The organism is Aeromonas sp. D3, from assembly GCF_027705025.1.
Taxonomy (GTDB): Bacteria; Pseudomonadota; Gammaproteobacteria; order Enterobacterales; family Aeromonadaceae; genus Aeromonas; species Aeromonas salmonicida.
Genome location: NZ_JAPDBE010000005.1, coordinates 114,606 through 140,893 on the forward strand (window position 1 = coordinate 114,606; position 26,288 = coordinate 140,893).

Sequence of the window (26,288 nt, forward strand, 5' to 3'; positions counted from 1 at the left end):
TGTTGATCCACATCGGAGAAGAACCCGCCGTATACCCAAAGTGTTCCAAATAAGGGCCATTCAATACTGGCCCTGACCTCTGCGCTTTCCGCGTTACGGTGCCCGAATGCTGACATCCTCCCCAGTTTATGCCATCCGTATGAATCGCCCCTACTTTCCTAGACACCCCAAGTGCCTCTATGCACTGCGCGCCCCATGGCCCAAAGTCATCTAAATACTCATATTGGGACTGGCGGTGCCGATACAGTCATTGGGGTCAGGCTGTGGTGCCGCTCCGGATCGTCAACGAGGTAGGAGTGTCATGTTCAATCACAAACTCAAGGCGCAGTTGCTGGCCTGTCAGACCCGGCTCGATGAGCAGCAGAGTGTCGTCGAGGCGATCAAGGACGGCGCCGCGACCATCATCTTCAGCCCGGACGGGGAGATCCTGGAGGTCAGCGAGCCCTTCCTGAGCCTGATGGGGTATGGCGCGAGCGAGCTGCTGGGGCACCACCACCGCCTGCTCTGCCCCGAAGGCTGGACCGGCTCCACCGACTATCAGCAGTTCTGGCGCCGCCTCGCCCAGGGGGAGGTGCAGTCCGGCATCTTCGAGCGGGTCAACCGGCAGGGGGAGACGCGCTGGCTCGAGGCGAGCTATTTCCCGGTAAAGACACAGGGCAGGGTGACCCGGGTAGTGAAGATGGCCAGCGATGTGACGGCCCGGCATCAGCGGCTGCAACACCTGGAGGCGCTGTCCCAGGCGCTGGACCGTTCCCGGGCCATGATAGAGTTCACCCCGAGCGGCGAGATCATCAGTGCCAACGCCAACTTCCTCGACGCCATGGGCTATCGCCTGAACGAGATTGCGGGCAAGCATCACAGGATCTTCTGTGACGAGGTATTCCTGAGCGAGCAGCCCACATTCTGGGAGGAGCTGGCCCGTGGCCAGTTCAAGTCCGGCCTCTTCATGCGCCACAACAGCCGGGGGGATTCCGTCTGGCTGGAGGCCACCTATAACCCTATTCGCGATCAGAACGGCAAGGTGGTGAAGGTCGTCAAGTTCGCCAGCGACATCACGGCCCGCATTGAGCAGAACCACGCCACCCGGGAAGCGGCCCGCCTCGCCCACAGCACGGCGCAGGAGACCTTGAGCAGCGCCGAGGCCGGTGCCGAGCTGCTGCGCGCCGTGGTCGATACCTCTTCTCTGATCGCCGCCCAGGTGGATCAGGCCATCGCCCTCATAGCTCAGCTCAACGAGCAGTCCAGGAGCATCGAGGCCATCGTCTCGACCATCAGTGCCATTGCCGATCAGACCAACCTGCTGGCCCTCAACGCGGCCATCGAGGCGGCGCGGGCGGGGGAGCAGGGACGGGGCTTTGCGGTGGTGGCCGACGAAGTGCGCCAACTGGCGGCCCGCACCTCCCTCTCCACCGGCGAGATAGCCAAGGTGGTGCAGAAGAACCGCGAGCTGACCGCCAGGGTGACCGACGACATGGCCGGGGTGGCGGGCAGCGCCGAACTCGGCAAGCAGCAAATCAGCGAGGTGGACAAGCTGATGAGCGACATCCACCGGGAGGCGAGCCGGGTCTCGCAGACGGTCTCGGCACTCTCCATCTGAGCAAGTGATGTAGTGGTCAACTTAATACAGACACTTGGTTAGGCCGAATCTCGGCTTTTGCTGGCGGCATCCCGTCATTGTATTGATGTGGACGCCGCCAGTTGTAGTAATCCATCCGGTAGTAACTGATATCCTGCTTCGTTTCCCGCAGGCTCACGTATCACGTTGTCGGGAGCCACTCAGTCTTCAGACTCCTGAACAACCGCTCCATCGGGGCGTATCCCAGCAGTTGCCACATCGACTCATTCTCTGGGTCATGCTATAGCGCCACAGCCGCTGCCGAAACGCACGGCTGCCATATTGGCTGCCCTGAGCGGAGTGAAACAGCACGCCTGATAGGCAACCTCGTTGCTGATAGGGCATATCGAGCGCTTTTATTGCCAGCTCTGCATCAGGTTTGTCAGACATCGCCCAGCCCATGGCTCGCCGGGTATGAAGGTCGAGTACCGCGACGATTCAGGCTCCATCAGTATGCACACGGTCTTAGGCGCCGTAGACCATTCTGCAGGGTCAACGAAGGGGGCGGTGATAGTCCCGGTATTGGCCCAGAACCTCACCGGAAAAGCTGAGCAGCCGGGCGCGGGGAGCATCCAGTACATGATGGACGGGATCAAATCGAAGAGAGTCGGCCAGCATGCGGCCCTCAGGCAGGGTCACTTCCGTGTTCCCCATCATCAGCATGCCGTCCTGATAATGCCCATGCTCGAAGCGCACGATGACGTCATTCACCATCAAGGTGCCCTGCTTGAGCTGCAGTGATGCTCGTTGCATCTCTCGCAACGCAAACAGACTGGACAATGACGGACGCCCGCTGGGCATCCGCTGTAAGTATTCGTGGGTGGTCAATTGATATTGCAACTGACCCTGACGATCGAAGACACGCTCCCGATAATCGGTGTAGCGCGTCAGCATGCCGGCAGCCTGTGCCACCGGCATCCACAACAGGAGCGCCCCCGTCAGGAGCGCTCCCACTGGTTTACAGCTGATCAGCACAGCTGACCTTGTTGTCATCCAGGTCGGTACAGGAGACGAAGACCTTGTCAAAGGTCGACCCGGCCACCGGTGTCATCTGGGTTGACCAGTCATAACCCACCCCCTTGGCATAGATGGCGGTGTGGCTCTCCTGATCTTCCTGCATCCAGCCGATGTACTTCAGTGCGCCGCGATCGCTCTGGGCAAGTGCCTTGAACTCGTCGCTCGTGATGAGACACATGGGCTCTCCCATGGCCTTGGACAGCTCGGCATCCCGCGCCCCCACGGCGCCATCACAGCCGCCGGTCACCTTGATGGTCATGTCACTGCGATCCAGCATCTCATCGAAGAACGGCAGCACATTGATGTTGTACTTCACCCCCACCTCTTGAGGCTGCCAGCCCATGCCGGTATTGACGTATCGGGTCTCGACGCTTTCCCACTGGATAGTGGGCACAGTGCCTGCAAAGTGGTTCGCCAGCTCCTTGAGGGTCGCGGCATTGGCCTCGATCTCATCCTGGGTCAACGACTCGTCCAGCTTGCTCTGATCGATGGTCAGAGCGAGGCTCACCGCATCCTTCAACTGCGACTTGGCCTTGGCCAACCGTGCCTTGGCATCGTCGGTCAAACGGAAGAAATCGGCGTGCGCCACCAGCGCATCCGGCTCGATTTCCTGCTGACTGAACTGGGTCTCGAAGGTGCTGCTGCTCTCTTCATAGTTGGTGGTCGGCTGCATGCCCCAGGTGTCCTTGATGTGCATACGCGGCAAGGTCACTTCTTCCTGCTGGGTGACATAGGCGCTGTCCGGACCGTACTGGTAGGAGGCGGCGATATTGAGGGCCGATGCCATCGCCATCGCCGACGCCCGCAGTGCCTTGGCACCGTCGAGGTTGAGGGTGACGGTATCGTCATCGCCATAGGTGGCGCTGTAATCCGGATCCTGGATATCGGCCAGGGCAGCCGCGACGTTTTCCAGGCTGTCGGCATAGGCGCCCATCAGCTTGGCCACGTCACGGGTATATCCCTTGCCACCTTCGAGTGCCACGGAGGCGGTGCCGGGGGTGTGGATGATGACATCCATCACCTTGGCCAGGCTGGTGCTGTAACCACTGCCAATGGCGGACGAGGTGAAGCCCAGGCGTTCAGCCACCACGGGGTTGTTGGTCACCTCCAGCATGGTCAGCATGGCCAGCACGATCTGGCGATCGACCTTGCCACTCTCGCCGGTCTCGGCCTGCAGGGTCTCCTTGTACTCCTTGAACTTGCTCTCGACGTCCAGGTTTTTCAGATCGGTCAGTCCCTGCAGATCGCTCAGCAGCTTGTCGACCGCCACGGAGCGGCCATTGACGCCAGCCAGGGTGGCGGAGAGGTGGGCTTTCGCCGCAGCCAGAGAGACGACGGCCTTGGTGAGGCCCGCTGTTTTCAGCGCCTCGACCAGGGAGGTGTTGAAGGCGTCATCGCTACCCAGTTCGACGATCCCCAGTTGCGCGACCTGCGCCTTGTCGAGGGTGATGCCGTTCTCCGGATTGCTGTCGCTGTCGAGCGTCTGCAGCAATGCCGCAATGCGGATCGCTTTCTCCTTGTCGTCACCCGCCAGGGTGTAAGGGGTCACCAGCGAGTTGCCCGCCTTGAGGGTCACCGCCCCCAGGCGTTGGTTGCCCAATGCGAATTCGCAGGTGTCGCCATCATCAAACAGGAATTCACCCTTGGCATTGGTGACACCGGTGTAATCGTTGCACCGATAGTCGAGGCCACCCACGACGGAATCCAGGAAGACGGCGGTGTGAAGAGGTTTGCTGCCGGTGTCGGTGCCACCGCCATTGTTGCCACCATTGCTGCCGCCCCCGCTATCGTCACCACCGCCCCCGCAAGCGGTCAACATGACACCGGACAACACACAAGCCACTGCCATACTCAGCACGTTTTTTTTCATTTTTATCACCCGAACAAATGTAAAAAATACGGCCCCATCCCGGGGGCCAAGTTAATCCGGGTATAACCTAGCGTACCCATATGACAAACACCAATGCATTTCCACATGAGTGTGCTCACCATCACGCACGCCCCCTAACCGAGCAGAGAAACAAAGCGCTCATAGATGACGAGCCAAGGGAGGGGGCTGTATTCATCAATCGTTGACCCACAAGCTAGGCTGCCCGGTGGCGCTACATCGGGATCTCCACCGGGTTGGCATCATGAATCGCCCTGGGTCTCCCACCGGACCCTCTTCTGCGAGGCACCTCCATTTTACCCATCCTATTTGAGCGTCCACATGTTTGAGCCAACACGGCCTCGTCCATTTTGACTAGATATTTCATGGCATACTGAAATAGCTTCTGCCGCTTCTCGTCATCACTTCGATGTATCATCCCGATACCATCCGTTCCCCATTCCTCATATTGAGACCGCTTAGCATTGCAGTTGTAATAACTACCTGCATGCCAACACTCTCCCAGCAAACGGCCAATCTTAATATCATTTTGCAAGTATTTACCATTGAATATAAACGCGATGTGATAGTGATAGCCTCTACTTTTGCCATATTCTAACTTCCAGATATAGCCTACTAATCTAGTAAACTTGCGCTTAATAGTACGCAAGTAATACTCTCGTTCCTCTTGAGCCTCCTCTAGGGTTACGTCATCACTAAAGTGAACATCCACTCTGACTATCAGTAATCTGGCATACTGAGCAAAAAGAGCGTTAATGTACTTCTGGATGCTATCGCTATTACGCTTATCTGCACGCTTTAGATTGTGTAACTGCTTCTGATGACGTGGTGACTTCAGCTGAAGCATAAAATCACTTAGAACGTCATTTAGCTCAGTCAAAAGCTCATTACGTGTTTCAGTAGATAAACACTCATCGTATACATCAAGGTCATGGTAGCGATAGAAGGATTGCAGGAACAGCTCAACGGAAGGATGAGCTGATTTAGCCTCTCGGTAGTGATAGTAATGTTCGGTAACTGCATCCATTGCTTTTTGGAAAGCATGGATGCTGAATAATGGGTATCTTACTTCCAATTGATGAATGAAGTGCAGGATATCTGTAGACATGAGTAATCCCTCATTGAAGAGTGTTTAGTGAATAGGTCATGAGTGTGTATAGGTAGCTAACTTAGATGTTAAATGGTTAATGTATCTAGTCACTACAAATGATGAATGAATTCAAATAACATAAAGCTCCCCCTCCTACGAATTCATATCGCCAGAGTCACAGGTACAATATGCTGAGTGAAATAGTGAGAGGGGGCTATGTTATTCATGATGAGCATTGGTATATTAACGTCATCCATATGATGTTTAGGGTAATTATTGCTACGTCAGCTTTACTTCCTACTTGCAGTAGGAGCTCTGCATCATAATGAATTTGGCAAGATGTAGTTATATTGATGGCATGTGTTCATGCTACCCTGTGGAGAATTTAGCTGTTCAATAAAACCCCCTCATTGATGCTTGTACTTGAAACCAAGCATCAATTTCATGTTCAAACCAGCCGACAGCTGACAAGCCCAACTTAAGTGGCTTTGGGAAATTTGGGTCATAACGAGGGGATTTCTTGCTGATACGGTCATAGATAGTTGAGCGGGCAAGGCCGGTCTTTTGGATAACGTCTTTGATGCGCAGTACTTTGGGGGACGTGTTCATGGTGTACTCCTGATGGTATGGGTTTCGTTCATCAGAAGGGATTGGGGGTTGAAAAAAACTGGCTCTAGACATCCTGAGCAGGGATGTATAGTGTGGGAGATGGCTAGGATGAGGACGACACTATGAAAAGAGGCGTAAAAAAGGATGTTTGAGAGCAGCTGGAAGAGTGCCAGCTTGATTTGTAGCTGCATGACTGAGGTGGTATGGTAGGCTGCATCAATTAAGCCATGTTTAATGGTTGTTGATGGCACGCTTTAGAACCTAGGTGCATGTGCCACCTAGGTGGGTTTTTGGTGTTTTTTTTGAGCGTGTTTTTCATTTAATGAAATTGGTGTCAGTATGGATTTAAATAGGGTTTTTAATTTTTTATACTTTGGGTTTGTTGGTGATGATGTTGGCCTTAGGAGGAGTGGCGATACAAAGACTGAAATTTTAATAAATATTATAAAGGAACGCGGGGTTACTATTCATAGTGGAGTTAGTGTCAATTACGATGAGTATCGTGCATTAATGTCAGCTGACTTGATATATCGATATTCAAATAACTCAAAAATAGATGAAGACCAATCAAAAAGGTGGCAGGTAAAATATTGTTTTCTACGTAATGTTGCAATGAACAGGGAAAGCCTGAGTGTCCATAAAATCAAAAATATACAGTATGATTTTGAACAACTTAATATCTTCCTTGAGTATTATAACAAGTTGGGGGAGTATGATGAGACCATAAGCGAGGTAACAACTCACCTGAATAATTTCGAAAAATGTACAGAAGATAATCCTAATGAAAGAGCAGCTATTTTTTTAAAAAGCTGTGTCAGCCTGATGGATGTTGAACTTAACAAGAAAAGCATTTCTCTTTGTAATGTGTTGAAGATCGGAGATCGCTCTGTGATGGAGTATTCTCATTATATAATTACGGCAATAGCTGTAAAGCTAATGTCAGAATTTAGCAAGACAAAGCCAACTGGCGAATCTGGTGTGAGATTCTTATATGGTGATCTATTTTCGTTTTATGTTGAAATTATCAGGAAGGATATATTTTCCAGGCGAACAGATGAATTAATCAATAGGTTGCAGGCTTTTATAGATATGTTCCTTATCGGCATTTGTTACAACAAAGAACAACAAGATGCCAGAAGGAAATATATCTTGGATATCATTCATTCTGTACCAAGAGAGTGTATTTGCCTTCAGGTCGAAAGTGTAAAAAATAGTGTTAGGCAGTTTGTTGAAAAGTATGGCCATTCGTTTTTTGATTACATGTCTAAAAATAGATTCAATAGGTACTCAAATAGAAAATGGTATCATGAGTTATATCATTTAGCTGGGAAAGATAAGGAATATTTTGGATTTATAACTACGGTGATGTCCTTCTTGCCACGAGAGCATCATGATGTTAAAGAAATCATGTCACTGTCAAAAAAGGCATTAGGGAAAAGAGAGAAGGAAAGGGAAAAAGGTAAAAGAATTCAACTAAATGTACAAGTTGATTCTGAAACCATGGACAATCTAGAAAGTTTAGAAAAAATGCTAGGTAAGAAAAAGTTTGATGTAGTCATAGAAGCTATCAAATTACTATATAGAATGCGTATAAGATCGTCACGTTCATACGGTCCAAATTTGGGTGTGAAACCTGATCAAATCAATAGCAATCAGGCTGATGAGAAACAAGATTCAAATTCACGTAAAAAAAATAGTTCCAGAAGAGCTTCGCCTTGGAATAAAAAGACCCAGCTTTCAAATAATGAAATACAAGATGCGCCACATGCATCTACTTTATTGGATAGCGTGAGTGAAAATGGAGCCAGAGGAGCCCCACCTGAGGAGTCTCAATCTCATCAACCGCCTACTTCTGCTGAACTACCAGCATCTGAAGAGGTAGATGAAGCAGAAAGTTCCAGCTCCAAAGCATTGCAAACATTAGACGATAACTTAAGGTTCGGAAAACGAGAAGAAGCGGCCAAATGACCGCTGCCTTCTTATTCAGTGGGCAAACCGCCTGATACAAACTGACTGAGCCCACGAATCCATCATGGGGCGACGCTGATTCAGCAGGTCAGTTCGGTGGCACGCAGCCCATGTCAACCCGCTCTCGGTAAACTGTGCCATGGCCGCAGAATTGGCCGAGAGCATCTGTGCTTTCTGGCAGGTCAGAGGCAATATTGCTGGGTATTCTAAGTGGCAGAAGGTTTATCAGGATCACCTGCAGCAGACCACCTGACAGGTAAGGCGCTGCATCAGCTTTATGTCCATCAGCTGCGTAGCATATCAGGCTAGCCTGGCTCATAGAAGGAAGCGGCCGATGGCCGCTTCCTTCTTGGGTCTGAACGAGCTGAAAACTCAGCGTTTACCGAATGTCCCTTGGATTACGTTCCCTATAACATCAGGTGATTTTTCTACTTCATGTTGGGCTATTTGATGTTTCACAATATCCCCCCACCGAAGAAATAAACTCCTCAGTTTTTCAGGGTTACGTAAAGCACCCGCCTGATAAGTTCGCAGGAGTTTGTCACTGATCTGGTGGTTCAGCATATGCTCTATCTCTAGAGGTCCTGCACCAAGTTCAATACCACAGCAGTTTGCAACACTGCGCCGCAGGTCGTGTACGCTAAAAGGCTCAAGTTCAGCCAGCTTACGCTTCTGTAGCCGGTCAAGGGCGCGCATAAGTGCGTCACCTGTGATGGCATGACCCAGCTTCGTCGTCGATTCGAACACATATGGACTGGTAGAGGAGGTTATCATTCGCTGCTCTGAAATGATTTCCTGAGCCAAAGGCGACAAGGTCACCACATGCGGGCGCCCATTTTTGGTTTCCGGAATCGTCCAGCGATCACCATCCAAGTGTGCCCACTGCATCGATATGACTTCACCTCGACGAACCGCGCTTAATATGACGATTTTAATTGCATTGGCGACACTTCCAGAAAGAACAGAAGTCGCAGCAATGCCACGGCCACCAGCAGCTAAAGCGCCACCACCTCCAACCCCCTCCCCCAATGCATGCCACAAGGCTCGTAATTCAGAGATTGGTAGCCATCGCTCTCGAGGTGGATTGGGGGTCGCATTGTAAACTTTGGGTTTAAGCGCCAACGTGGGGCTCATCTCGATAAGCTGCCGTCGCATAGCCTCTTCCATCACCTGGTTCATTATGCCCATTGCTTTGCGAAGTCCTTCCAGAGAGACCTTCTGTAACTTCTGATAGTGATGGTGGAGGACAGCCATGGAGATATCGCAAATGCGATATTTACCAAGGGCCTTTTGCAAGTGTGTTTGATAAATTCGACGATAGTCAGTGACTGTCCGAAGGCTAATTTCAGATCGAACGCCATCACGGCGTTTTACGCTGGCTTTGTGGCTAAGCCATTGCTCAAACAGTTCATCAAGCATGAGCATCTGTTCGTTCTTTTGTTTAGCTTCTGCAACAACCTGACGGGGATCGATGCCCTGTTTGACTTGCCCCACCGCCACACAATGTCGCTCACGAGCTTGAGCTAGTCCCATCGCAGGGTATAGCCCAAGGACCATCGTTTGTTGTTTGCCAAGTAGCCTAAATCGATACACGAAGCGCTTTTGCTTACCGGCACGAACCTCGAGTGATAACCCGTTACCATGTTTAGAGCTGATAGCAAATCGGGTTGCGGTCGCGCCTTCTTTAAGTTCTGCCGCCGCGACTTGTCGATCTTGAGAAATCATCCTAAAACCTCGTATTGGGGTACCACATGGGGTACCACATTTGGCATCGTATAGGGTTGTATGTAGTTGGACAAGAGTGAATTTGGTTTGCACACAAGCTGTTGAATTTGAATGAAATGTAATTTTTTGTTGGATTTGTCAAGACAGGATTAAACGTGAGTTTATTGACTTCGTAATGCGAAGGTCGGGGGTTCGACTCCTCTTACCGGCACCAGATATATAAGGGTTAACCACATATGAGGTTAACCCTTATATAGCTTTTGGCTGACACAGAAGATGTTTCATCACAGTTGACGCCGGGTGCTCCATTGGGAACAAGATGACTATCTGATGCCATCAGGTCAGTCTAGAGAGCTCTAACGCCGATCAACACAGGCAACAAAAAGCCCGCAATGCTTGAAGCGATGCGGGCTTTTTATGTTTGTCGGCTTGCATTAGACAACTGAATGGCGGAGAGACAGTCCGCCAACACCAGTTCCTTACCATGCTGCCACATACCTGAAAAACCCCTTGCACAGCCTACAGATACAACATAACCATTCCGAGCCATTCCGATGGACACCCGCAAAATCCGGCGATAAAGTATGGGCTGAAGTATGGGCTGGCGAGTTATGTTTCCAGTATGGGCTGAAATAATCAGCACTCGCCTAACCTGTTGAACTAGCTGAGGCGGGGACACAAAGTGGGGAAACTAACAGCACGCACCGTTGAGGGTCTATGTAAGTCTAGAGTGCCCGGCATGACCAACGATGGGGACAGTCTTTACTTTAAGATTGGGAAAGGTGGTGGTGCATCCTGGATCTTCCGGTATCGCCAAACCGGCAAACTTCGAGACATGGGACTCGGGGCATACCCGGGTATCAGCTTGGCAGAGGCTAGAGCCCTTGCGTTCGAGGCTCGAAGAGCAATTCAACAAGGCGGCGACCCGATTAGCGAGAGACGAGCCGCATCCAAGGCCGCTGAAGATGAAGCAAGGCGGACGATCACTTTTGCCGAGTTAGGAGCGCAGTACATTGAAGCTCACCGAGCAGGATGGAAAAGCACCAAGCACGCCCAACAATGGGGTAACACCCTGGAGCAGTACGCCTACCCAGTAATTGGAAAGTTACAGCCCAGCGAGATCTCCACCGAGCACGTACTGAAAATTCTGCAGCCGATATGGCAGACCAAGACTGAAACCGCGTCGCGCGTCCGTAACCGCGTCGAGCTTATATGGGATTCAGCAAAGGCTAGAGGGGTTACGTCCGGCGAGAATCCGGCCAGATGGAAGGGCCACATGGACGCGCTTTTACCCAAGCGCTCAAAGGTAGCGAAGGTGAAGCATCATGCCGCCATGCCTTTCCGACAGGTTGCCACTTTCGTCAATCAGATCTCGCAAGCAGGTGGTATGAGTAGCCGGGCACTTGAGCTGCTTATTCTCACCGCCGGGCGAACCAGTGAGGTTCTAGAGGCCACATGGGACGAAATCGATCTGGAGCGGCAAGAATGGGTGATACCTGCCGGAAGGATGAAGGCTGGCAGGGAGCACCGGGTACCACTTAGCAAGCGTGCCGTCTCCCTGCTTGAAAGCCTGCCGCGGCTTCAGGGGTCACTCTACGTTTTTCCTGGACAAAGATCAGGTCGTCCAATGTCAGACATGGCGCTAACTATGTGTATGCGACGACATGGGGGGAGCGCGTTCACGGTACACGGGTTCAGATCTTCTTTCCGTGATTGGGCCGCCGAGCGCACCAGCTACCCAAGGGAGATTTGTGAGATGTGCCTTGCTCATGTGGTAGCCCAAGGGGCAGAGGCTGCCTATTGGCGCGGGGACATTTTGGACAAGAGGCGTGGACTGATGGATCTATGGGGGCAGTATGTAGCAGATGAAACCGGTGGGTCTGTGATCAAAATTGCGTGATGGTCTACACCGAGCCTATTGACTCTTAATTGGTCTTGGCACAAAATCTCCCCAACATGGCCAGAGTTTCACGACTCTGGCCTTTTTCGTTTCCAGACCCGGCCCTCGCGCCGGGTTTTTGTTTTGGAGGTTCCCACCCAGAAAACGACGCCAGTAGAGAGCAACCCCTACCCGTAACCCGCCATTGTGCGGGTTTTTTCGTATCAGGAGACCAAACAATGGCAATCGAGTTGAGCCAAGTAACCCTGCTTCGCCGCAAGCAAGTTGAGGAAATCACCAGCCTATCCCGGAGCACCATTTACGCCATGATTGCAAAAGGCAGCTTCCCAAAACCCGTCAGACTAGGCCCCCAGCGAGTGGCGTGGCGTCAGATGGATGTGGTTAGTTGGCTTGAAAGCTGTAGCGCGAATGCGGCATAAGGGGGCGACATGACCGAAAAAGAAAAGGCCGTACAGAAAAACTGTACGACCCCAATTACCCGCAGCGATGTTAACACCAACCGCACAGCCCCGATAGTCACCGGACAGAGGGCGCTGGTGCTGAGTATATTGCGCCGAGGCCCAACCTTGAGCCTGAGTCTGACAGCTGATCATGCAATACCAGAGGCCGCAAGCCGTATCCATGAGCTTCGTGAGCAGGGTTTCAACATCGAGACAGTGCTCCAAAATGCGATCATGTTCCGCGGTAACGAGCGACGCAAGGTTGCCCTCTATGTTCTGAAAAATCCAGAGTGGCCAAGCCCCGACTTCACCCCTGACAACCTTCCGCCAGCCGCTTAACCCGAGGTATTCATGAACAATCACATCAATGGGCGTCACGCCCAGGGCGGAGCCATGCCCAAAAACAGCCACCCTACCCTGGCTGAGTTGCTGCCACTGCATGAGAACACCATCGGCGGGGAGCTGATCCAGACCGTCAACGCCCGCGAGCTTCACAGCAACCTGAAGGTGGGCCGTGACTTCTCAAACTGGATCAAAGACCGGGTTGATGAGTACGGTTTTGTCGAGGGTGTGGACTACATAGTTTTCGCCAAATTTGGCGAAAACCCCAAAGGTGGTCGCCCCCAAAAGGAATACGCCTTAACCATCAGCACAGCCAAAGAGCTGGCAATGATCGAGCGCAACGACGAGGGCCGCCGGGTCAGGCGTTACTTCATCGACTGCGAGCGCCGCCTTGTTGAGGTGGCACCGGAACAGCAGCGGTTGGCTCTGGAGCGCTGGCAAGCGGAACGAGCAGCAAGCAAGGACTATCACGCCATCATGTGCCGGGCATTGCAGCAGCACCGCACCGAGCAGGGCAAAGAGACCCTGGCCCGTCACTATGGCAACGAGGCCAACATGCTCAACCGGCTGGTGCTGGGGATGGATGCCAAACGCTGGGCTGAAAAGCAGGGTGTCACCCGTGAGGTGCGCCAGCACATGAGCAGCTACCAGCTTGGGCTGATCGCCTACCTGGAACGCAGTAATACCACGCTACTGGATGCCGGGATGCCCTTTGCCGAACGTAAAGCACGCCTGGCTGCCATGCTAGCGATCCAGATTGAGCGAGGGGGCCGGGCATGATGGGAGACACTACCACCACAGGTACAGGCACTGACAGCAACGTCACTCACCAACCGTCAATATTCCGACGCCTGCCAATTCCTGCGATTGACTTGTCTCATCACGTCCAACGAGGTACGATCCAGTCTGTTGCCACCTTAAGCAAGTGGCGGCATGGCTGGCGGATTAAGCACCCGCAGGCTGTGACTAAACCAAGGACAATTCGCACCTCTTCCCCCATCTTCGGCTCCCTGCCGGAGATCTATCCAGTTTTGGGGGCATGGGTCGGGAGCCAAAGAAAACGCCCCCACTGTGCCTTCCTTGGTTTGGCACTGCTTTGCGGCTACCCGATCCGCCTTGGTCTACCCAAACCAAGGACTATTCCCATGATCTTCACCTTCCTGATTACCTCGAGCGCTTGCCGTTTGGCAGATCTGCGCCGTATCCGCACCATTTCCGCCGTAGCCGACACCGAGGCTCAAGCCCGTTCTGCTCTGGCTGGCCTGCCGTTGGTGTTCCTGTCCCGCACGCCGAGTGGGAGGGATGCCGTATGAACCCGACTAATCAATCCAGCATGAATGCACTGCTTGAACAACTGACCGACACCCTTGAGCAAACTGACCTGACCATCCAGGAAAGGGCGCACTTTGGTGCCTTGTTGGGCGCAATCCGAGTTGAGGCCGGTATCCGTCAGGAGGTGGCCGCATGACCTACTTCGCATGGGCGCAGCATGGCCCAGAGCCATCATTCACAGGCCCAGACAACCCGCACAGCGGGAAACGGTCACAAGTGGGCAGCCTGAGTGCCTTCATCAGTCGCAAGGAGAGGGGGCTGTTCATTGGGCAGACCCTGGGGGCAGCGATAGCCGTCACCGCCAAGCAGGCCCGCGAACTGAAAGCTGGTTTGGATGACCGAGCGTTCAATGAGTTGGTAGCCGTACTGACCGGGGGTGACCAATGAAACAGGGGGTTGCAATGCAAGATGAGATCACTGGGCTGGTGGAGCGGCTGGCATTCGCTTATCTGGCGGTGCGGGGCTGTGACTTTGACCATCTGGGGGTGCGCCTGCCATTGGATCCCGAGGTGCTGACGTTAGCCATTCACAACAACATTGTGGGCGCTCACTTGGAACATGCCGGCGGTAAGCAGGGGCGAGATGACGCCTTGCTGATGCTGCGCCATATGTTGGCTGGCGATGAGTTAACGCCGCTGGGTAGTCTGGTGCTGGACGAAATGAACAAAGCCTTCTGCGCTGATGTGCGGCAGATGCTGGACGAGGGCAAAAACCCGCTGGCAGAGCTGGCGAGGGAGCAGACCGGGAGGGCGACGCAATGACCAAAAATGGCGGCGTGTCGGTTTGCGATTACCGCCATGCGATTACCGCCAAAAGAGCAATAACTCTAATTGCTGGAGGCCGCGCCCCGTCTGTGCTGGCGCGGTATTCGATGGTTACTACCAATTACAAAAACCGCGCGGTATTGAACTAATACCCTTTTCCCCCTGATAGCAGTTCAGAGGAATTTATAGGGCTGATACCGTGTGGCCATTAAGGGGATTGCATGGGCGATATTCACCAGGCGCGGCAGATGAGGACAAGCCGGAAGCAGGGCAAGATTGCCGGGGATACTACGCAAGCGGGGGAGCTTGAGGTTGACGGGGTATCGTATCCGCTCAATACAGGCCCAAAGCGTTCGCCGCTAATGGTGGATTGGATGAAGCGCATGATCCGGCACGTTGATGCCAAGCTGATCGAGTTTGGGCGAGTGCTGATTGTCCGCATCGACTTGCACCACCCAGAGGGTGGCAACGACAACGCCATGATCACCCGCTTCATTGAGGCCATGACCAAGCAGATCCGACGCGAGTACGACCACAAGCCGGGGTACGTCTGGGCGCGTGAGCGGGAGACGGCCAAGGCGCACCACTACCATATGGCCTTGATTCTCGACGGAGATCGGGTTCAACAGGGGATCGGAATCAACAAGCTGGCCGCCAAGGTCTGGGGCAAGATGGGCGGGACCATGGGGCGCTGTGACAACTATTGGCAGATGGTAGGGCGTGGGGGTGTGGCGCTGCCGGAGGTGACGCGCTGGCTTTCCTACCTGACTAAGATCAGGGGTAAGGGCTACCGGGCCGACTACGCGCAAGACTTTAGCACCGGGCGCGAAACGGTCCGGGTGCGGGCCAAGAAGAAGGGCCAGATCGTGAAGGTGACACCGGCTGTTGTACCGGGGCACGTTCCGATGTTTAGCTTCATGCGAGTAGGTCAAGCGGGACTGACTGTGGGGGAGTTTCGAGCCATGGGGCTCGATGTGGTGGCTGCGCAATCGTGGGGCAAGGTGGGAGGGCTGAGGGCTGTAGGTAAGCGCCTTGGCATCGCCCCGAGTACAGTCCGATCCTACGTGAAGGCCGCCCGCCCCGGTGAACTGGAAAACTCCAACATGTTGCGGGAGAAGCAGCAGGAGGCTACCAAGGCCAAGGGGATCGCCATGCTGCGCGATGGTGTAACCCGGCAGGAGGTGGCCGCCACCTTGGAAGTGGACAGGGTTACGCCGTGGCGGTGGAACAGAGGTACGCCGGATCTGGTCAAGCAGGCTAAGGCCAATGCCACGCGGGAAGGTCGCAAGGAGCTGAGGCGTAGGGCGCGCGAACTTCTGTGTGCTGGTGCTGGAACTATGGCTGTGGCCGCCGAGCTGGGAGTAAGCCCTAAGACCATAGTCAACTGGAAGGAGCTGGAGGGATTGGGCAAGCGCAAGCAGGCGAAGTATGCCCGGGAGGTGCGAGAGCGGGCCGTTGCCATGAAGGCCGAGGGTATGAGCTACGCCGAGATCTCCGAATCGATGAAGGTGCCATTCAATACCGTGGCCACATGGTTTAAGCAGGCAGCCATCAAAACATGACCTCCAATGCCTAGGGCAAAAAAGGGCTGTTTGTTGGGCGGTCTCATGGCGAAAGCGCCAAAAGTTGAGGTGAACAGAGGGCTACCGAGTGTGGCCCTTTTCTTTCCTGCCTCATACGCGCACGTGAAAGAACATGCAAAATCAGTGGTTACAGTGGTTACACGACTACTGAACAGGGCTGTAAGCCTTATGTAACAAGGGATAGAGCTGTAACCACCTAGTCAATATTCAGTGGTTACAACGTGGTTACAGTGGTTACACCGAGGGCCTATAACCACCGTTCAAAAGACTTGTAACCACCTGTAACCAACAGTTTTTGGGGTAGTGGTTACAGCACAAACCCAGCAGTGGTGAGGGTTAGCGGGGAGTTGTAACCACGTAACCACTGTAACCACTGTAACCACTGTAACCACCATTTTTTTCTTATATACAGCTCAAACAGCCGATCAAGATCACACTTTTTATGCAACAGGGGGTTTCATGTTTTGCAGAATCGACCTAATGCCAACAGATAAGCAACGAGCAGAGGCCAAGATAGAGGCACACAAAAAGCGCGTGAGGAAACAAACAGACGAATTGGCACAGGGTACTGTCGATCGGTTGAGTAAATTTCCTGAGTCCGTCAGCGAGCTGGTGTTCCACCCAACTAGGCGGTGGCGCTTTGATCATGCTTGGCCAGACCACATGATCGCCGTCGAGATCCACGGAGGGGTATACACCGGCGGGCACCATGTTAGCGCGGAAGGTTTCATCAATGATCGGCACAAGATGAACGAGGCAGCATTGTTGGGATGGCATGTGATTGAAGTCACCACGGACGACGTGCGAAACGGCAATCTTGAAAAGTGGCTGACACGCGCCTTTGAGTTGTGGGGAAACAACCAGAGCAGCGAGGGGCGCAATGCGATTAACCGATGAACAGCGGGAGCAGGTGATCGAGTTGCGCCGCCGCCATTCACTGAGCGAGGTGGCTTCTCTGGCTGGCCTCTCTTTGGGGACGGTTAAGACTATCGTCAGTCGGTCAGGCCTCTTCACCGACAACCCAAGGCAGCGGGCCATGTTCACGCTGCCACCCATAGAGAGCAGCGGGGAGACCTTGCCAGCGGCTCAGGAACTGCCACCCCAACAGGCCGTCACCGGGGACAAGGAACTTGATGCGGTGCTCTGGTTGCGTCAAGTGATAGAGATAGGTGATCCGGCCCGCATTGAGCAAGCCAAAGAGGCCGCCGGGCGGATAGCCACCCCCCTCGATGAGCTGGAAAAGCGGTACAGTAAATGGCTGCTGGCCAGATCGTCGGGCAATCCCTTCGCAACCTTTGGAAGTATCGGGCTCGCCAACCTCGATGCTCTAGCCAAGAGAGCTATTGAGCAGCGAGCCAACCAAGCAGAGGCGGTAGGGCGCTTTGGTGGCGAGCTATGGGCTGAGACGAAAGCAGAGTGGTTCTGTATCGAGGCGATGCGCAGCGTTGAACAGGATCGGCTACTCGAATATGACAAGACCCAGGCCGCTGAACGATTCAAGGCACTACCTGAGCTGATGCCGCACACCCTGGCGGACTGCCTTTGGGAGCTGAACTACTGGGATGGCCTCTATCGGCTGCGCCATGCCAGCGATCGGAAATACATGGATCAGCGCCAAGAGGTATACGCCCGCTACGATTTTGTATTCAGCCTGCTGGCAGAATTGAGGCCGAGAAGTAGTGATGAAGCAAAGGCCGTACTGAGGCACCTGTTGACCAGTAGCCACACGGAAGGCAACAGGATCGCTGATGTAGAGGCGATCCTGAATAACCTGATCAGGTGAGGTATACTGTGCTGGCTGGTGAACCACGCTTGGGCAATTGGAGCCCTTGGGTCGTACCACGCGAGAGCCGTTTTGGACGTTCGCCTTGGGTCATTGAAGCCCAGAAGCATGAAGCCAAGCGGCTCTACCCTTTCTGCGATAAGAGCACTTCGCACCATGAAGAAACCCCCACCTCCATTCACGCCAAGGATGCTGACCGAAGCCGAGATCGATGACCTTCGGCAGGACATGCGCCGCCGTCACGAATCGAACAAGAAAGCGATAGAGATGATGGATCTCTCCCACCTCATGGCATCCACTCAGGTTGATGATGTTGGGGCAGATGATAACCAGACTCCCACCCCCAAAGGCCACGCCCCTTCACGGTTTTAGAAACGGGAAATCCCGCTTCTTACCCCAAGGCCCCGTCACTTCAACGGGCCTTTGATTGCGCCTGAGAAAGCGGGTAGTTCTACCCGGATAAGGGGGCAAAAATGCCTCGCTAGTGGGGCATTTCTGCCCACCAATGCCGCGTTGATTACCGAAGATCCGCCCCACCAACAGCAGCCCTGACTCATGCCAAACAACCCCAGCCTAGGGTTATTGACCCCGATATGGGGTTAATACCGGGATCTAGGCATCGACCAGGCAAACTGTCATGGTTTCTCTGACAGTGACCGAGGAACCACGACAGAACGGTCACTGTGCTGGTGACATTTTGACGGACGCCGGCGCTATGCGTACCATGGGGGCAGAACCACCCACGCTTGAACCTAAGGGCAATTGCAGCCCGGTGCGTAAAGAGCCAGGGTGGTTTTTCATAAGGCCAACCTAAATCCGCGCTTAATCCGGCAGCCCCCCGCCATACCCCGCGCCAGCACTGGCCGCAAACTCCGCGCCAAATCCGGCGAACCAAAGGGCGTAACGGCTCGTGACCCCCACGGCAGGCAAGGCAAAACACAGCGCCTACCAGGTGAACCCCTTCCCTTCTGGATGGCGTCTTGTCTCTGGTCACTACTGCGCACCGTGCGCAACTGGCCACGGTTTAGGGCTCGAGTACAGATGGAGAAAGGGGCAGAGGGTAATAGGCAGGCCTTGCCATCTGCGCACATACAGTGAAGCTCTGGGCTAAAAGAGAAGGCCATGGCCTAGCACAAGTATGGGCTGAAGTATGGGCTAGCTAAATAATGAAATAACAAACCCGCTACTGGCGCGGGTTTTAAGGACGTAAATGGCGGAGAGACAGGGATTCGAACCCTGGGTGGCATTGCTGCCACAATTGATTTCGAGTCAATCCCGTTCGGCCACTCCGGCATCTCTCCACGGGACTTAATTTTTACCGGACCAGGTCTGATAAATCAACTTGAATCTCTTTAAAGATCAAATGACTGTCGATAAAAAAGACAATGCTACTGCGCTTGTTACCATGACTGCTGTGATGGCCCGAGGCACGACACGCAGGCACAAAGCGTTGGTGATCCAAGGCTCCTGGTACCTTACTGGCGCCCAAGTCGCCAGACACAGGCTATGACAGATACCGGCTTGTTCACCACCCTGCCCTGCACATGACCCCATTCGTCGCATTATCCGGCACTGTCATAATAAAGTGCGAAAATTCCTCAAAATAGTGACTTATCCAGAGCAGACTCCTCTGTACCCCTTGCGGGACAGGCTGGTAATCACGAGTGGATTGGTTAACAATTTCACTTCTTTTTTCTGGGTGGGTAGTGACCCGCCTTCACGCGATCTGATAGGAAGTACCATGTTCAATGCTCGAATCGTCTCACTGCTGCTGGTGGCAGCCAGCCTCTGGACAGCGCCAAGCTGGGCTACAACCTATCCCTTGCCACCGGCTGGCAGCCGCCTGATCGGTGAACTGGAGGACTACATAGTCCAGCCAGATGAACACCTTGAGCTTATCGGCAAGCACACCCAGATTGGTTTTTTGGCACTGCTCGAGGCAAATCCCGGGGTTGACCCCTATTTACCCAAACCTGGCACACGCCTGACCCTGCCGACCCAGATGCTGCTGCCGGATGTGCCCCGGGAGGGCATAGTCATCAACCTGCCAGAACTGCGCCTCTACTATTTTCCCAAGGGGAAAAATGAGGTGATAGTGCTGCCCATCGGGATTGGCGACATAGGGCGGGAAACCCCTGAAATGACCACGACAGTGATCGCCAAGAACCCCAACCCGACCTGGGTGCCCGGCCCCATGGTGCGCAAATCCTGGCTGGAGCAAAAGGGGATCTCCCTGCCTGCCGTCGTGCCGCCGGGTCCGGACAACCCCCTCGGCAAATTCGCCATGCGCCTCGGTTATGGCAAGCGGGATTACCTCATTCACGGTACCAACAAGGAGTTTGGTGTCGGGCTGCGAGTCAGTGCAGGCTGCATTCGCTTGCGTCCTGATGATATAGAGGCACTGTTCAAACTGGTGCCTGTCGGCACGACAGTGCGCGTGATCAATCAGCCGGTCAAGACCGCCATCGAACCCGATGGCAGTCATTGGCTGGAAGTTCACTCCCCCCTCTCCCGCACCGAACAGGAACTGGCGCATGGCGCCCCCCTGATCCTCTCACCCGAGGTAGAGGCCTTTATCGCAGTGTCCGAGATCGACGGCAACAAGGTCGCTACCGTGCTGAACAATAAGAACGGCATTCCACGCCCCGTCAGCGGCTAACGGCAACCCTGTGTTCATGAAGGACTTTCCATGAGATACCACTTCTGGTTCTTACTCTCCCTGTTGCTCAGCCCGATGGTGCTGGCCGATATCCTCTGGATGCAAAACGGCGATCGGCTGACCGGCACCATAGAGGAGATCACGGATGAACAGGTGCGCATAGCGCTGCCCTACAGCTCACCGGTCACGGTCAAGCGCGAAGCGGTGAAACGCTGGCGCCTCGACAAGCAGGACAAACCAAAACCGACGGTAAAAACTGGCATCACCTTGCTTGCGCTCACTCCGGATGACGAACACGCCTGGCTCTGGACCGGCAGCAGCGATCTGAACGTGAAGCTGAAGCACAGCGAGAAGAAAACCAACAACGTCAACCTGAAGGCCACAACCGAGGTTGCCAATCTCGACTGGCGATACAGCCTGGATGGGGAGTACATCTACGAAACCGCCAACAACGTCACCAACAGCCATGAGTACCGGCTCAAACCCATGCTGGACTTCTTCTTCGACCAGAACTGGTTTGTACGCTCCACCGTCGACTATCAATACCAGATGCTTGACCCAGACTACCTGAAGTTGAGCTATGCCTCTGGCCCGGGTTACAGGTTCTGGAACGACAAGAAACGCCGCCTTGAACTCATCACCCAGGTCGGTCTGGAACGCTCCTACCTCAGACCTGCAGTCTTCGATGAGCCCGGCATTGTAAACATCTTTGATGAAAGGATCATCAACTACCCTCTCCTCAACTTGGGCTGGGACTACCGCCAGCCTGTCTCCTTGTGGTCGGAGAACATAGAGCTGTTCAGCAAGGGGGGCTACAAGCGCTACCTGGCCCAGCCCTCTCCTTATGTGACCCAGAAGCAATCCATGCAAGGAAGCCTGGGGCTACGTTACTACTTCAACGATCACTTGCGACTCTCCTGGTCGAGCGAGTTGGACTGGGATGATGTCTGGTTGGACTACCTGGGTACTCACCAACAACTGGCGGGCAAGGAGTGGCGCCACCTCATCAGCCTGGGGGCCAGCTTCTAGTCATCAGGGCAAACCATTCGACGAGTGGATGAGCCACAGACAGGTGGCACAACGCCAGAAATAAAACAGGCTCACCGAGGTGAGCCTGTTTTATTTCAACACAATTTACGCCACGGCGGTGACAACCGTCACGACATCAGAAGTAGATCCGGGTGACGGATTCAATGACACAGCCGGGACGACGAATGCCCTCAATCTCGACCTTGATCTCCTTGAGCAGCTCAAGACCGCCCTTTATCGGTGTCACCCTCAGCAGCTTGGTACGTGCGCGGATGTTGCTATCCACCTTGATTGGATACGGAAAACGCACCTGATCCAGACCAAAGTTCACCACCATGCGGGCAGCCGGAAACTCGGGTGTCGCTTCATTGATACTGCCCGTCAGACGTGGCAACAGCGCCAGGGTCAGAAACCCGTGGGCTATGGTGGTCTTGAACGGTGACTCAGCAGCAGCACGCTCCGGGTTTGTGTGGATCCACTGGTTGTCGCCGGTCACGGCGGCAAACTCATTGATCATCTGCTGACTGACCAGCAACCACTCTCCCACATGGGTCTCTTCACCAATGCTCGGCTGCAGAGCAGCAAACAGGGCAGCCGCCTCACCACTCAGTTCAACCGCAGTCTCGTCAGTCTGCACTGGCTGACCATTGGCGGTCTGCACTTGCCGTACTGACTGGCTGTCAGCTTGCAGGTCCAGCACACGACCCAACAGAGGGTGGAGGTGTGCCTTTTGCTGAAACTCACGCCAGTAGTCACGGATCGCCGGAGAGAGCCAATCCTTGAGCTCAAAGGGGTGCTGCGCCAGGATTTCGCGCTTGCGCTTCAGAAAATCGACAACCTTCATCTACCGATCCCTATTCAATTCAAAGCCTGTAAAGAGGTCTAACCAGTCCTATTTTATGAAAGTTTCAACTGCAAGTGCAAAAAAATCTCAGCGTACAGCTGTACCAAGCAAAGAAGTGGTCACTAACACAAGTACGGCAAGCCTGATGGAACAAGGAGAAAAACGATTATCATGGCAGGTGCTTGCCACCATGAGTACAGATATAAAGAGGGGGATACCGACAGGAGGCAGCCCCTCCCCCGTCAAACATCGCCACGAGGCGCGGGTTGCCACCATTGCCCACAGGCGACCTCATCCAGGAAAGACCAGGCGAGGATCCGGCTCACCTTGTTGCCTTGCGCCATGTCGATCACCCGCACCTGACGGGCCCCGGCCTGGGCCAGCGCCTTCTTCGCCGCCGGCAGGTTCTCCTTCTTCGACACCAGCGAGCTGAACCAGAGGCACTGGGCAGCAAACTCCTTGCTCTGGACGATCATGGTGGCAAGAAACCCGGCTTCTCCCCCTTCACACCAGAGCTCGGCCTTCTGGCCGCCGAAGTTGAGCACTGGCTGCCCCTGCACGGTTTTACCAAGATTGCGCAGCTTGCGCTCACTGCCCTTGCTGGCCTCATCGAGCGATCCATGGAACGGCGGGTTGCACAGGGTCAGGGCGAAGCGCTCCTGCGAGCTTATGATGCCGCGAAAGACGTGTTTGGCATTGCCCTGATGGCGGCACTCTATCTGCCCGCCCAGACCGTTGCTTTTGGCCAGCAGAGCCGCCGCCTTGACGGACACGGGGTCGATATCGGACCCAACAAAACGCCAGCCATACTCGCGAGCTCCCAGCAGCGGGTAGATGCAGTTCGCCCCCACCCCTATATCCAGTACCCGCACGCCCTTGCCGGTCGGGACGCAGCCCGCACTCTCGGCGAGCAGATCCGCCACCCGATGCAGATAATCCACCCGTCCCGGAATGGGCGGGCAGAGATAACCCGCCGGCAGATCCCAGTGCGCAATGCCGTAGTGCAGTGCCAGCAAGGCCTTGTTCAGCGCCTTGACGGCGGCAGGATCGGCAAAATCCAGGGTCTGGGTACCGTGCTCGTTGACGAATACCAAGGGCCGAAGCTCGGGGGTACGCAGGCAGAGCGCATCAAAATCATAGGGAGCCTGATGGCGATTGCGTGGGTGCAATCCGGATTTGCGGTCGGAGTGGGTCTTCATGCTGGGCCTGCCGAGGGAAAACGGGCCCACACTATAGTGATTTGGCCCCAGAAAGTCTAAATCGCAGCCACAAAAAACCGGGCTTCAGGAGCCCGGTTCAAGTGAGGTTGGAAAAACAGTCCGTACTGCGAGCCGTTTGTCCAGCCTGACTCAGATATCGATCCGGCGTGCTTGCCAGAATCGGCTGCGCCAGTAGGAATTGTCCAGCTTGGAGCGCGTCACACCAGCACGGGTCGAGGCATGGATGAATTCACCATTGCCCACATAGATGCCTACATGATTGAGACGACGATTTATCTTGAAGAAAACCAGATCACCTTCGACCAGGTCTTGTTTGGAAACGCGAGTGCCTTCATGGACTTGGGAGCGGGTATCACGGGGTAATTCGATGCCGACGGCATTGCGGAACACTTCACGGGCAAAAGCGGAACAATCTATGCCGCGTTCACTGGTACCGCCAAAGCGATAAGGGGTACCGCGCCACTCTTGGAACACTGTCAGGATTTCATTCACATCTGGGGTTTGCGAAGCTTCCGGTTCAATCACGGGTTCCATCATGGAAACTTCAATCTTGCTCGCAACCTCGGGCTGGGGTGCAGATGCACAACCCACCATTCCGAGCGCGACCAGTAGTAGTATCAGGTGGCGCAATCCTTTATCCCCGCAATGAGTAAAACTTGTTAAAATACGGCCCGGAAGGGCAATTTATAAGGCAACAGCACCCGACTATATCCAAGAATTCTATCGAGGCAAGCGAAAATCCCTATCGACATCACATTTTCGCAAGGAAATGCATTATTTTTCATGATTAATGTGATCATGGCCAAACAATATACAATCTCGAAAGCGCCCATGCAGACTCGATCAAACTGACTTTTATCGCTGTTTCAGTCCTCTTTTAAAGTGAAAAATCATGATCTCTGTGGATCTCTATTTGTTAAAACCCGCTCGGGTCAGCGCAACTCAGTTGGCCATGCTGCCAGAAACGCTTTCACCAACAGAGCTGCAACAGTGGCAGGAGATCCAACATCCGGATCGGCGCCAGGAATTTCTGGTCAGTCGGTCACTGCTAAGGTGCTTGCTGGCCGCTCGCCTTCAATGTCAGACCAGCGAACTGCTTTTTTGTACCCATCTCCACGGCAAGCCGGCGCTGAGTAACCCGCGCTGGCAGTTCAACCAGAGCCACAGCGGCGACTGGCTGGTTATCGCACTGTGTGCCACAGGACCGCTCGGAGTAGACATAGAGATGGGCAGGCGCCGCCGGCAGACGTTGCCACTGGCCAGACGCTTCTATGCCACCAGCGAGTATGAGTGGCTCGCCGCCCTGCCGGCAGAAGAGCAGGACGGCGCCTTCTATCGGTTCTGGTCACGCAAGGAGGCGGTACTGAAGGCCCATGGCGGCGGCATTGCCGCCGGGCTCGACAAGGTTTGCTTTGTGCCGCAAGAGGGATGGCGCCTCGATAACCGGCTCGATGAGCACGAATACCGGGTGCAGGATTGGCCTATTGGCGGCGGCTGGCTCAGCCTCGCCGCCCCGACCCTGGCCGTCAACGGTTACCTGCTGGATGAAAACTTGAAATCCACCGCTATCAACCCCATGTTAACTCACACCATTTTCCAAGAGTCAGCCTCATGATCGTCGACATCAATCCCCAGAATTTTCAAGCCGCACTGATCGATGCTTCCATGAAAAAGCCGGTCGTCATCTATTTTCACGCACCCCAGATGCCGGAATGTCATGGCATGACCCCGCTGGTGGAGTCACTGGTTGGCCCGGACAATCCCCAGGTAACCCTGGCCAAGGTCGACATGAACGATCCGCAGTTGCAGCCATTGGCCAGCCAGCTCGGCCTGCGTGCCCTGCCCGCTCTGGTACTGTTCCATCAGGGGCGCCCGGATGAACAAGCCATTTTGGAAGGGCCGCAGGATGAAGCTACCTTGCGCCACTACTTTGCCGCCTTCGCTCCCAAGGAAGAGGAGCTGCTGTTCGAGAAGGGACAGCAGGCACTGGCAGACGGTCAGGCAGATGTGGCCTATGCCCATCTCACCAAGGCCCACCAGCTGGTGCCAGATCGCCACGACATCAGCCTGTGGCTCATTCAGGCGACGCTGGATATCAACCTGCTGGATGAAGCCCAGGAGCTGCTCGGCAAGATCCCCATGGCTGCGCAGGATGACCACTACCAGACCCTCAGTTCTCGTCTGGCGCTGGCGCTGCAAGCCGCAGACAGCCCTGAGCTGCGTGCGCTGGAAGCCCGTTACGAGCAGGAGCCGGACAATTTCGCCCTGACCCAGGAGCTGGCGGTGCAATACAGCCAGGCGGGCCGTCAGGAGGAAGCACTGGCGCTACTGTTCACCATTCTCAAACGCGATCTGGCCTTTGGCGATGCCAAGAGGACCTATCTGGACATTCTGACCACCATGGGCGCCCATCCGGCCGCGCAGAGTTACCGTCGCAAGCTATACAGCCTGCTCTACTGAGTAATGAAGGGATAAAAAGT

General features: G+C 54.5%; 25 protein-coding genes, 1 tRNA gene and 1 pseudogene. 17 read left to right on the top strand and 10 right to left on the bottom strand.

The genetic code is table 11. The features are described 5' to 3' along the window. Positions 1–301 precede the first annotated feature (301 nt). Positions 302–1,597, top strand: coding sequence for a methyl-accepting chemotaxis protein (locus OKC28_RS05330; protein ID WP_171268796.1), 1,296 nt, complete (start codon positions 302–304; stop codon positions 1,595–1,597). 16 nt (positions 1,598–1,613) lie between these two features. Here the strand turns inward: OKC28_RS05330 and OKC28_RS05335 are convergent. The 5 genes and pseudogenes from OKC28_RS05335 to OKC28_RS05355 all read right to left on the bottom strand — a co-directional run. Further along, positions 1,614–2,053: pseudogene (locus OKC28_RS05335) on the bottom strand (DDE-type integrase/transposase/recombinase); the annotation flags it as partial. 54 nt (positions 2,054–2,107) lie between these two features. After that, a complete protein-coding gene (locus OKC28_RS05340) occupies positions 2,108–2,569 on the bottom strand; it encodes a hypothetical protein (protein WP_270687966.1) in 462 nt (153 codons plus the stop codon). 4 nt (positions 2,570–2,573) lie between these two features. Beyond that, positions 2,574–4,481 carry a hypothetical protein gene (locus tag OKC28_RS05345; RefSeq protein WP_270687968.1) on the bottom strand — a complete coding sequence of 636 codons (1,908 nt, stop codon included), beginning with the start codon at positions 4,479–4,481 and terminating at the stop codon, positions 2,574–2,576. Positions 4,482–4,734: 253 nt separating this feature from the next. Further along, entirely contained in the window at positions 4,735–5,628 is an 894-nt protein-coding gene (locus OKC28_RS05350) for a YagK/YfjJ domain-containing protein (RefSeq protein WP_270687970.1), read from the bottom strand. Positions 5,629–6,003: 375 nt separating this feature from the next. After that, the gene (locus OKC28_RS05355; RefSeq protein ID WP_270687973.1) at positions 6,004–6,219 is read right to left on the bottom strand and encodes a helix-turn-helix transcriptional regulator; all 216 of its coding nucleotides are present in this window, start codon (positions 6,217–6,219) and stop codon (positions 6,004–6,006) included. Positions 6,220–6,558: 339 nt separating this feature from the next. Between OKC28_RS05355 and OKC28_RS05360 the strand changes: the two genes are divergently transcribed. Beyond that, positions 6,559–8,187 carry a hypothetical protein gene (locus OKC28_RS05360; RefSeq protein ID WP_270687975.1) on the top strand — a complete coding sequence of 543 codons (1,629 nt, stop codon included), beginning with the start codon at positions 6,559–6,561 and terminating at the stop codon, positions 8,185–8,187. Between the two features lie 372 nt (positions 8,188–8,559). Here the strand turns inward: OKC28_RS05360 and OKC28_RS05365 are convergent, their stop codons facing one another. Further along, entirely contained in the window at positions 8,560–9,912 is a 1,353-nt protein-coding gene (locus OKC28_RS05365; protein ID WP_270687977.1) for a tyrosine-type recombinase/integrase, read from the bottom strand. 682 nt (positions 9,913–10,594) lie between these two features. On the opposite strand from OKC28_RS05365, the gene OKC28_RS05370 reads away from it, so the two are divergent. From OKC28_RS05370 to OKC28_RS05420, 11 genes are all read left to right on the top strand, one after another. Next, positions 10,595–11,812: a tyrosine-type recombinase/integrase gene (locus OKC28_RS05370; protein ID WP_270687979.1), complete on the top strand. Its 1,218-nt coding sequence runs from the start codon at positions 10,595–10,597 to the stop codon at positions 11,810–11,812. Between the two features lie 218 nt (positions 11,813–12,030). Further along, a complete protein-coding gene (locus OKC28_RS05375) occupies positions 12,031–12,231 on the top strand; it encodes a helix-turn-helix transcriptional regulator (RefSeq protein ID WP_270687981.1) in 201 nt (66 codons plus the stop codon). A 9-nt stretch (positions 12,232–12,240) separates the two neighbouring features. After that, positions 12,241–12,591, top strand: coding sequence for a helix-turn-helix domain-containing protein (locus tag OKC28_RS05380; RefSeq protein ID WP_270687983.1), 351 nt, complete (start codon positions 12,241–12,243; stop codon positions 12,589–12,591). A gap of 12 nt (positions 12,592–12,603) precedes the next feature. Beyond that, on the top strand, positions 12,604–13,374 hold the full coding sequence (locus tag OKC28_RS05385) for an antA/AntB antirepressor family protein (protein ID WP_270687986.1): 771 nt from the start codon (positions 12,604–12,606) through the stop codon (positions 13,372–13,374). Positions 13,375–13,739: 365 nt separating this feature from the next. Further along, the gene (locus OKC28_RS05390) at positions 13,740–13,907 is read left to right on the top strand and encodes a host cell division inhibitor Icd-like protein (protein WP_270687987.1); all 168 of its coding nucleotides are present in this window, start codon (positions 13,740–13,742) and stop codon (positions 13,905–13,907) included. Next, positions 13,904–14,062, top strand: coding sequence for a hypothetical protein (locus OKC28_RS05395; RefSeq protein ID WP_270687989.1), 159 nt, complete (start codon positions 13,904–13,906; stop codon positions 14,060–14,062). The genes OKC28_RS05390 and OKC28_RS05395 overlap by 4 nt, the downstream gene beginning before the upstream one ends. After that, positions 14,059–14,313 (top strand): hypothetical protein, encoded by a 255-nt coding sequence (locus tag OKC28_RS05400; protein WP_270687991.1) that lies wholly within the window; start codon positions 14,059–14,061, stop codon positions 14,311–14,313. Before OKC28_RS05395 ends, OKC28_RS05400 begins: the two co-directional genes overlap by 4 nt. A 14-nt stretch (positions 14,314–14,327) precedes the next feature. After that, a complete protein-coding gene (locus tag OKC28_RS05405) occupies positions 14,328–14,687 on the top strand; it encodes a hypothetical protein (RefSeq protein WP_270687993.1) in 360 nt (119 codons plus the stop codon). Positions 14,688–14,911: 224 nt separating this feature from the next. After that, complete coding sequence (locus OKC28_RS05410; protein WP_270687995.1) at positions 14,912–16,252, top strand: YagK/YfjJ domain-containing protein; 1,341 nt, start codon at positions 14,912–14,914, stop codon at positions 16,250–16,252. A gap of 480 nt (positions 16,253–16,732) precedes the next feature. Continuing rightward, on the top strand, positions 16,733–17,170 hold the full coding sequence (locus OKC28_RS05415; protein WP_270687997.1) for a hypothetical protein: 438 nt from the start codon (positions 16,733–16,735) through the stop codon (positions 17,168–17,170). Then, a complete protein-coding gene (locus OKC28_RS05420; protein WP_270687999.1) occupies positions 17,154–18,056 on the top strand; it encodes a hypothetical protein in 903 nt (300 codons plus the stop codon). The genes OKC28_RS05415 and OKC28_RS05420 overlap by 17 nt, the downstream gene beginning before the upstream one ends. Positions 18,057–19,267: 1,211 nt before the next feature. Here OKC28_RS05420 and OKC28_RS05425 read toward each other — a convergent pair. Further along, positions 19,268–19,357 (bottom strand) — tRNA-Ser (locus tag OKC28_RS05425). Positions 19,358–19,797: 440 nt separating this feature from the next. Here OKC28_RS05425 and OKC28_RS05430 point away from each other — a divergent pair. After that, the gene (locus tag OKC28_RS05430; RefSeq protein ID WP_270688001.1) at positions 19,798–20,715 is read left to right on the top strand and encodes a L,D-transpeptidase family protein; all 918 of its coding nucleotides are present in this window, start codon (positions 19,798–19,800) and stop codon (positions 20,713–20,715) included. Between the two features lie 30 nt (positions 20,716–20,745). After that, positions 20,746–21,744 (top strand): DUF481 domain-containing protein, encoded by a 999-nt coding sequence (locus tag OKC28_RS05435; protein WP_270688003.1) that lies wholly within the window; start codon positions 20,746–20,748, stop codon positions 21,742–21,744. A 136-nt stretch (positions 21,745–21,880) separates the two neighbouring features. Here OKC28_RS05435 and OKC28_RS05440 read toward each other — a convergent pair whose 3' ends face one another. The 3 genes from OKC28_RS05440 to OKC28_RS05450 form a co-directional block, all read right to left on the bottom strand. After that, the gene (locus OKC28_RS05440) at positions 21,881–22,588 is read right to left on the bottom strand and encodes a MaoC family dehydratase (RefSeq protein WP_021138405.1); all 708 of its coding nucleotides are present in this window, start codon (positions 22,586–22,588) and stop codon (positions 21,881–21,883) included. Between the two features lie 242 nt (positions 22,589–22,830). Beyond that, on the bottom strand, positions 22,831–23,787 hold the full coding sequence (gene rlmF / locus OKC28_RS05445) for a 23S rRNA (adenine(1618)-N(6))-methyltransferase RlmF (RefSeq protein ID WP_270688005.1): 957 nt from the start codon (positions 23,785–23,787) through the stop codon (positions 22,831–22,833). A 150-nt stretch (positions 23,788–23,937) separates the two neighbouring features. Then, positions 23,938–24,402, bottom strand: a complete 465-nt coding sequence (locus tag OKC28_RS05450) for a C40 family peptidase (RefSeq protein WP_059113016.1) — start codon at positions 24,400–24,402, stop codon at positions 23,938–23,940. 298 nt (positions 24,403–24,700) lie between these two features. Between OKC28_RS05450 and OKC28_RS05455 the strand changes: the two genes are divergently transcribed. Together OKC28_RS05455 and OKC28_RS05460 are read left to right on the top strand one after the other, a co-directional pair. Next, entirely contained in the window at positions 24,701–25,423 is a 723-nt protein-coding gene (locus OKC28_RS05455) for a 4'-phosphopantetheinyl transferase family protein (RefSeq protein WP_270688006.1), read from the top strand. Beyond that, on the top strand, positions 25,420–26,268 hold the full coding sequence (locus OKC28_RS05460; protein ID WP_270688009.1) for a tetratricopeptide repeat protein: 849 nt from the start codon (positions 25,420–25,422) through the stop codon (positions 26,266–26,268). The genes OKC28_RS05455 and OKC28_RS05460 overlap by 4 nt, the downstream gene beginning before the upstream one ends. Positions 26,269–26,288: the final 20 nt, after the last annotated feature.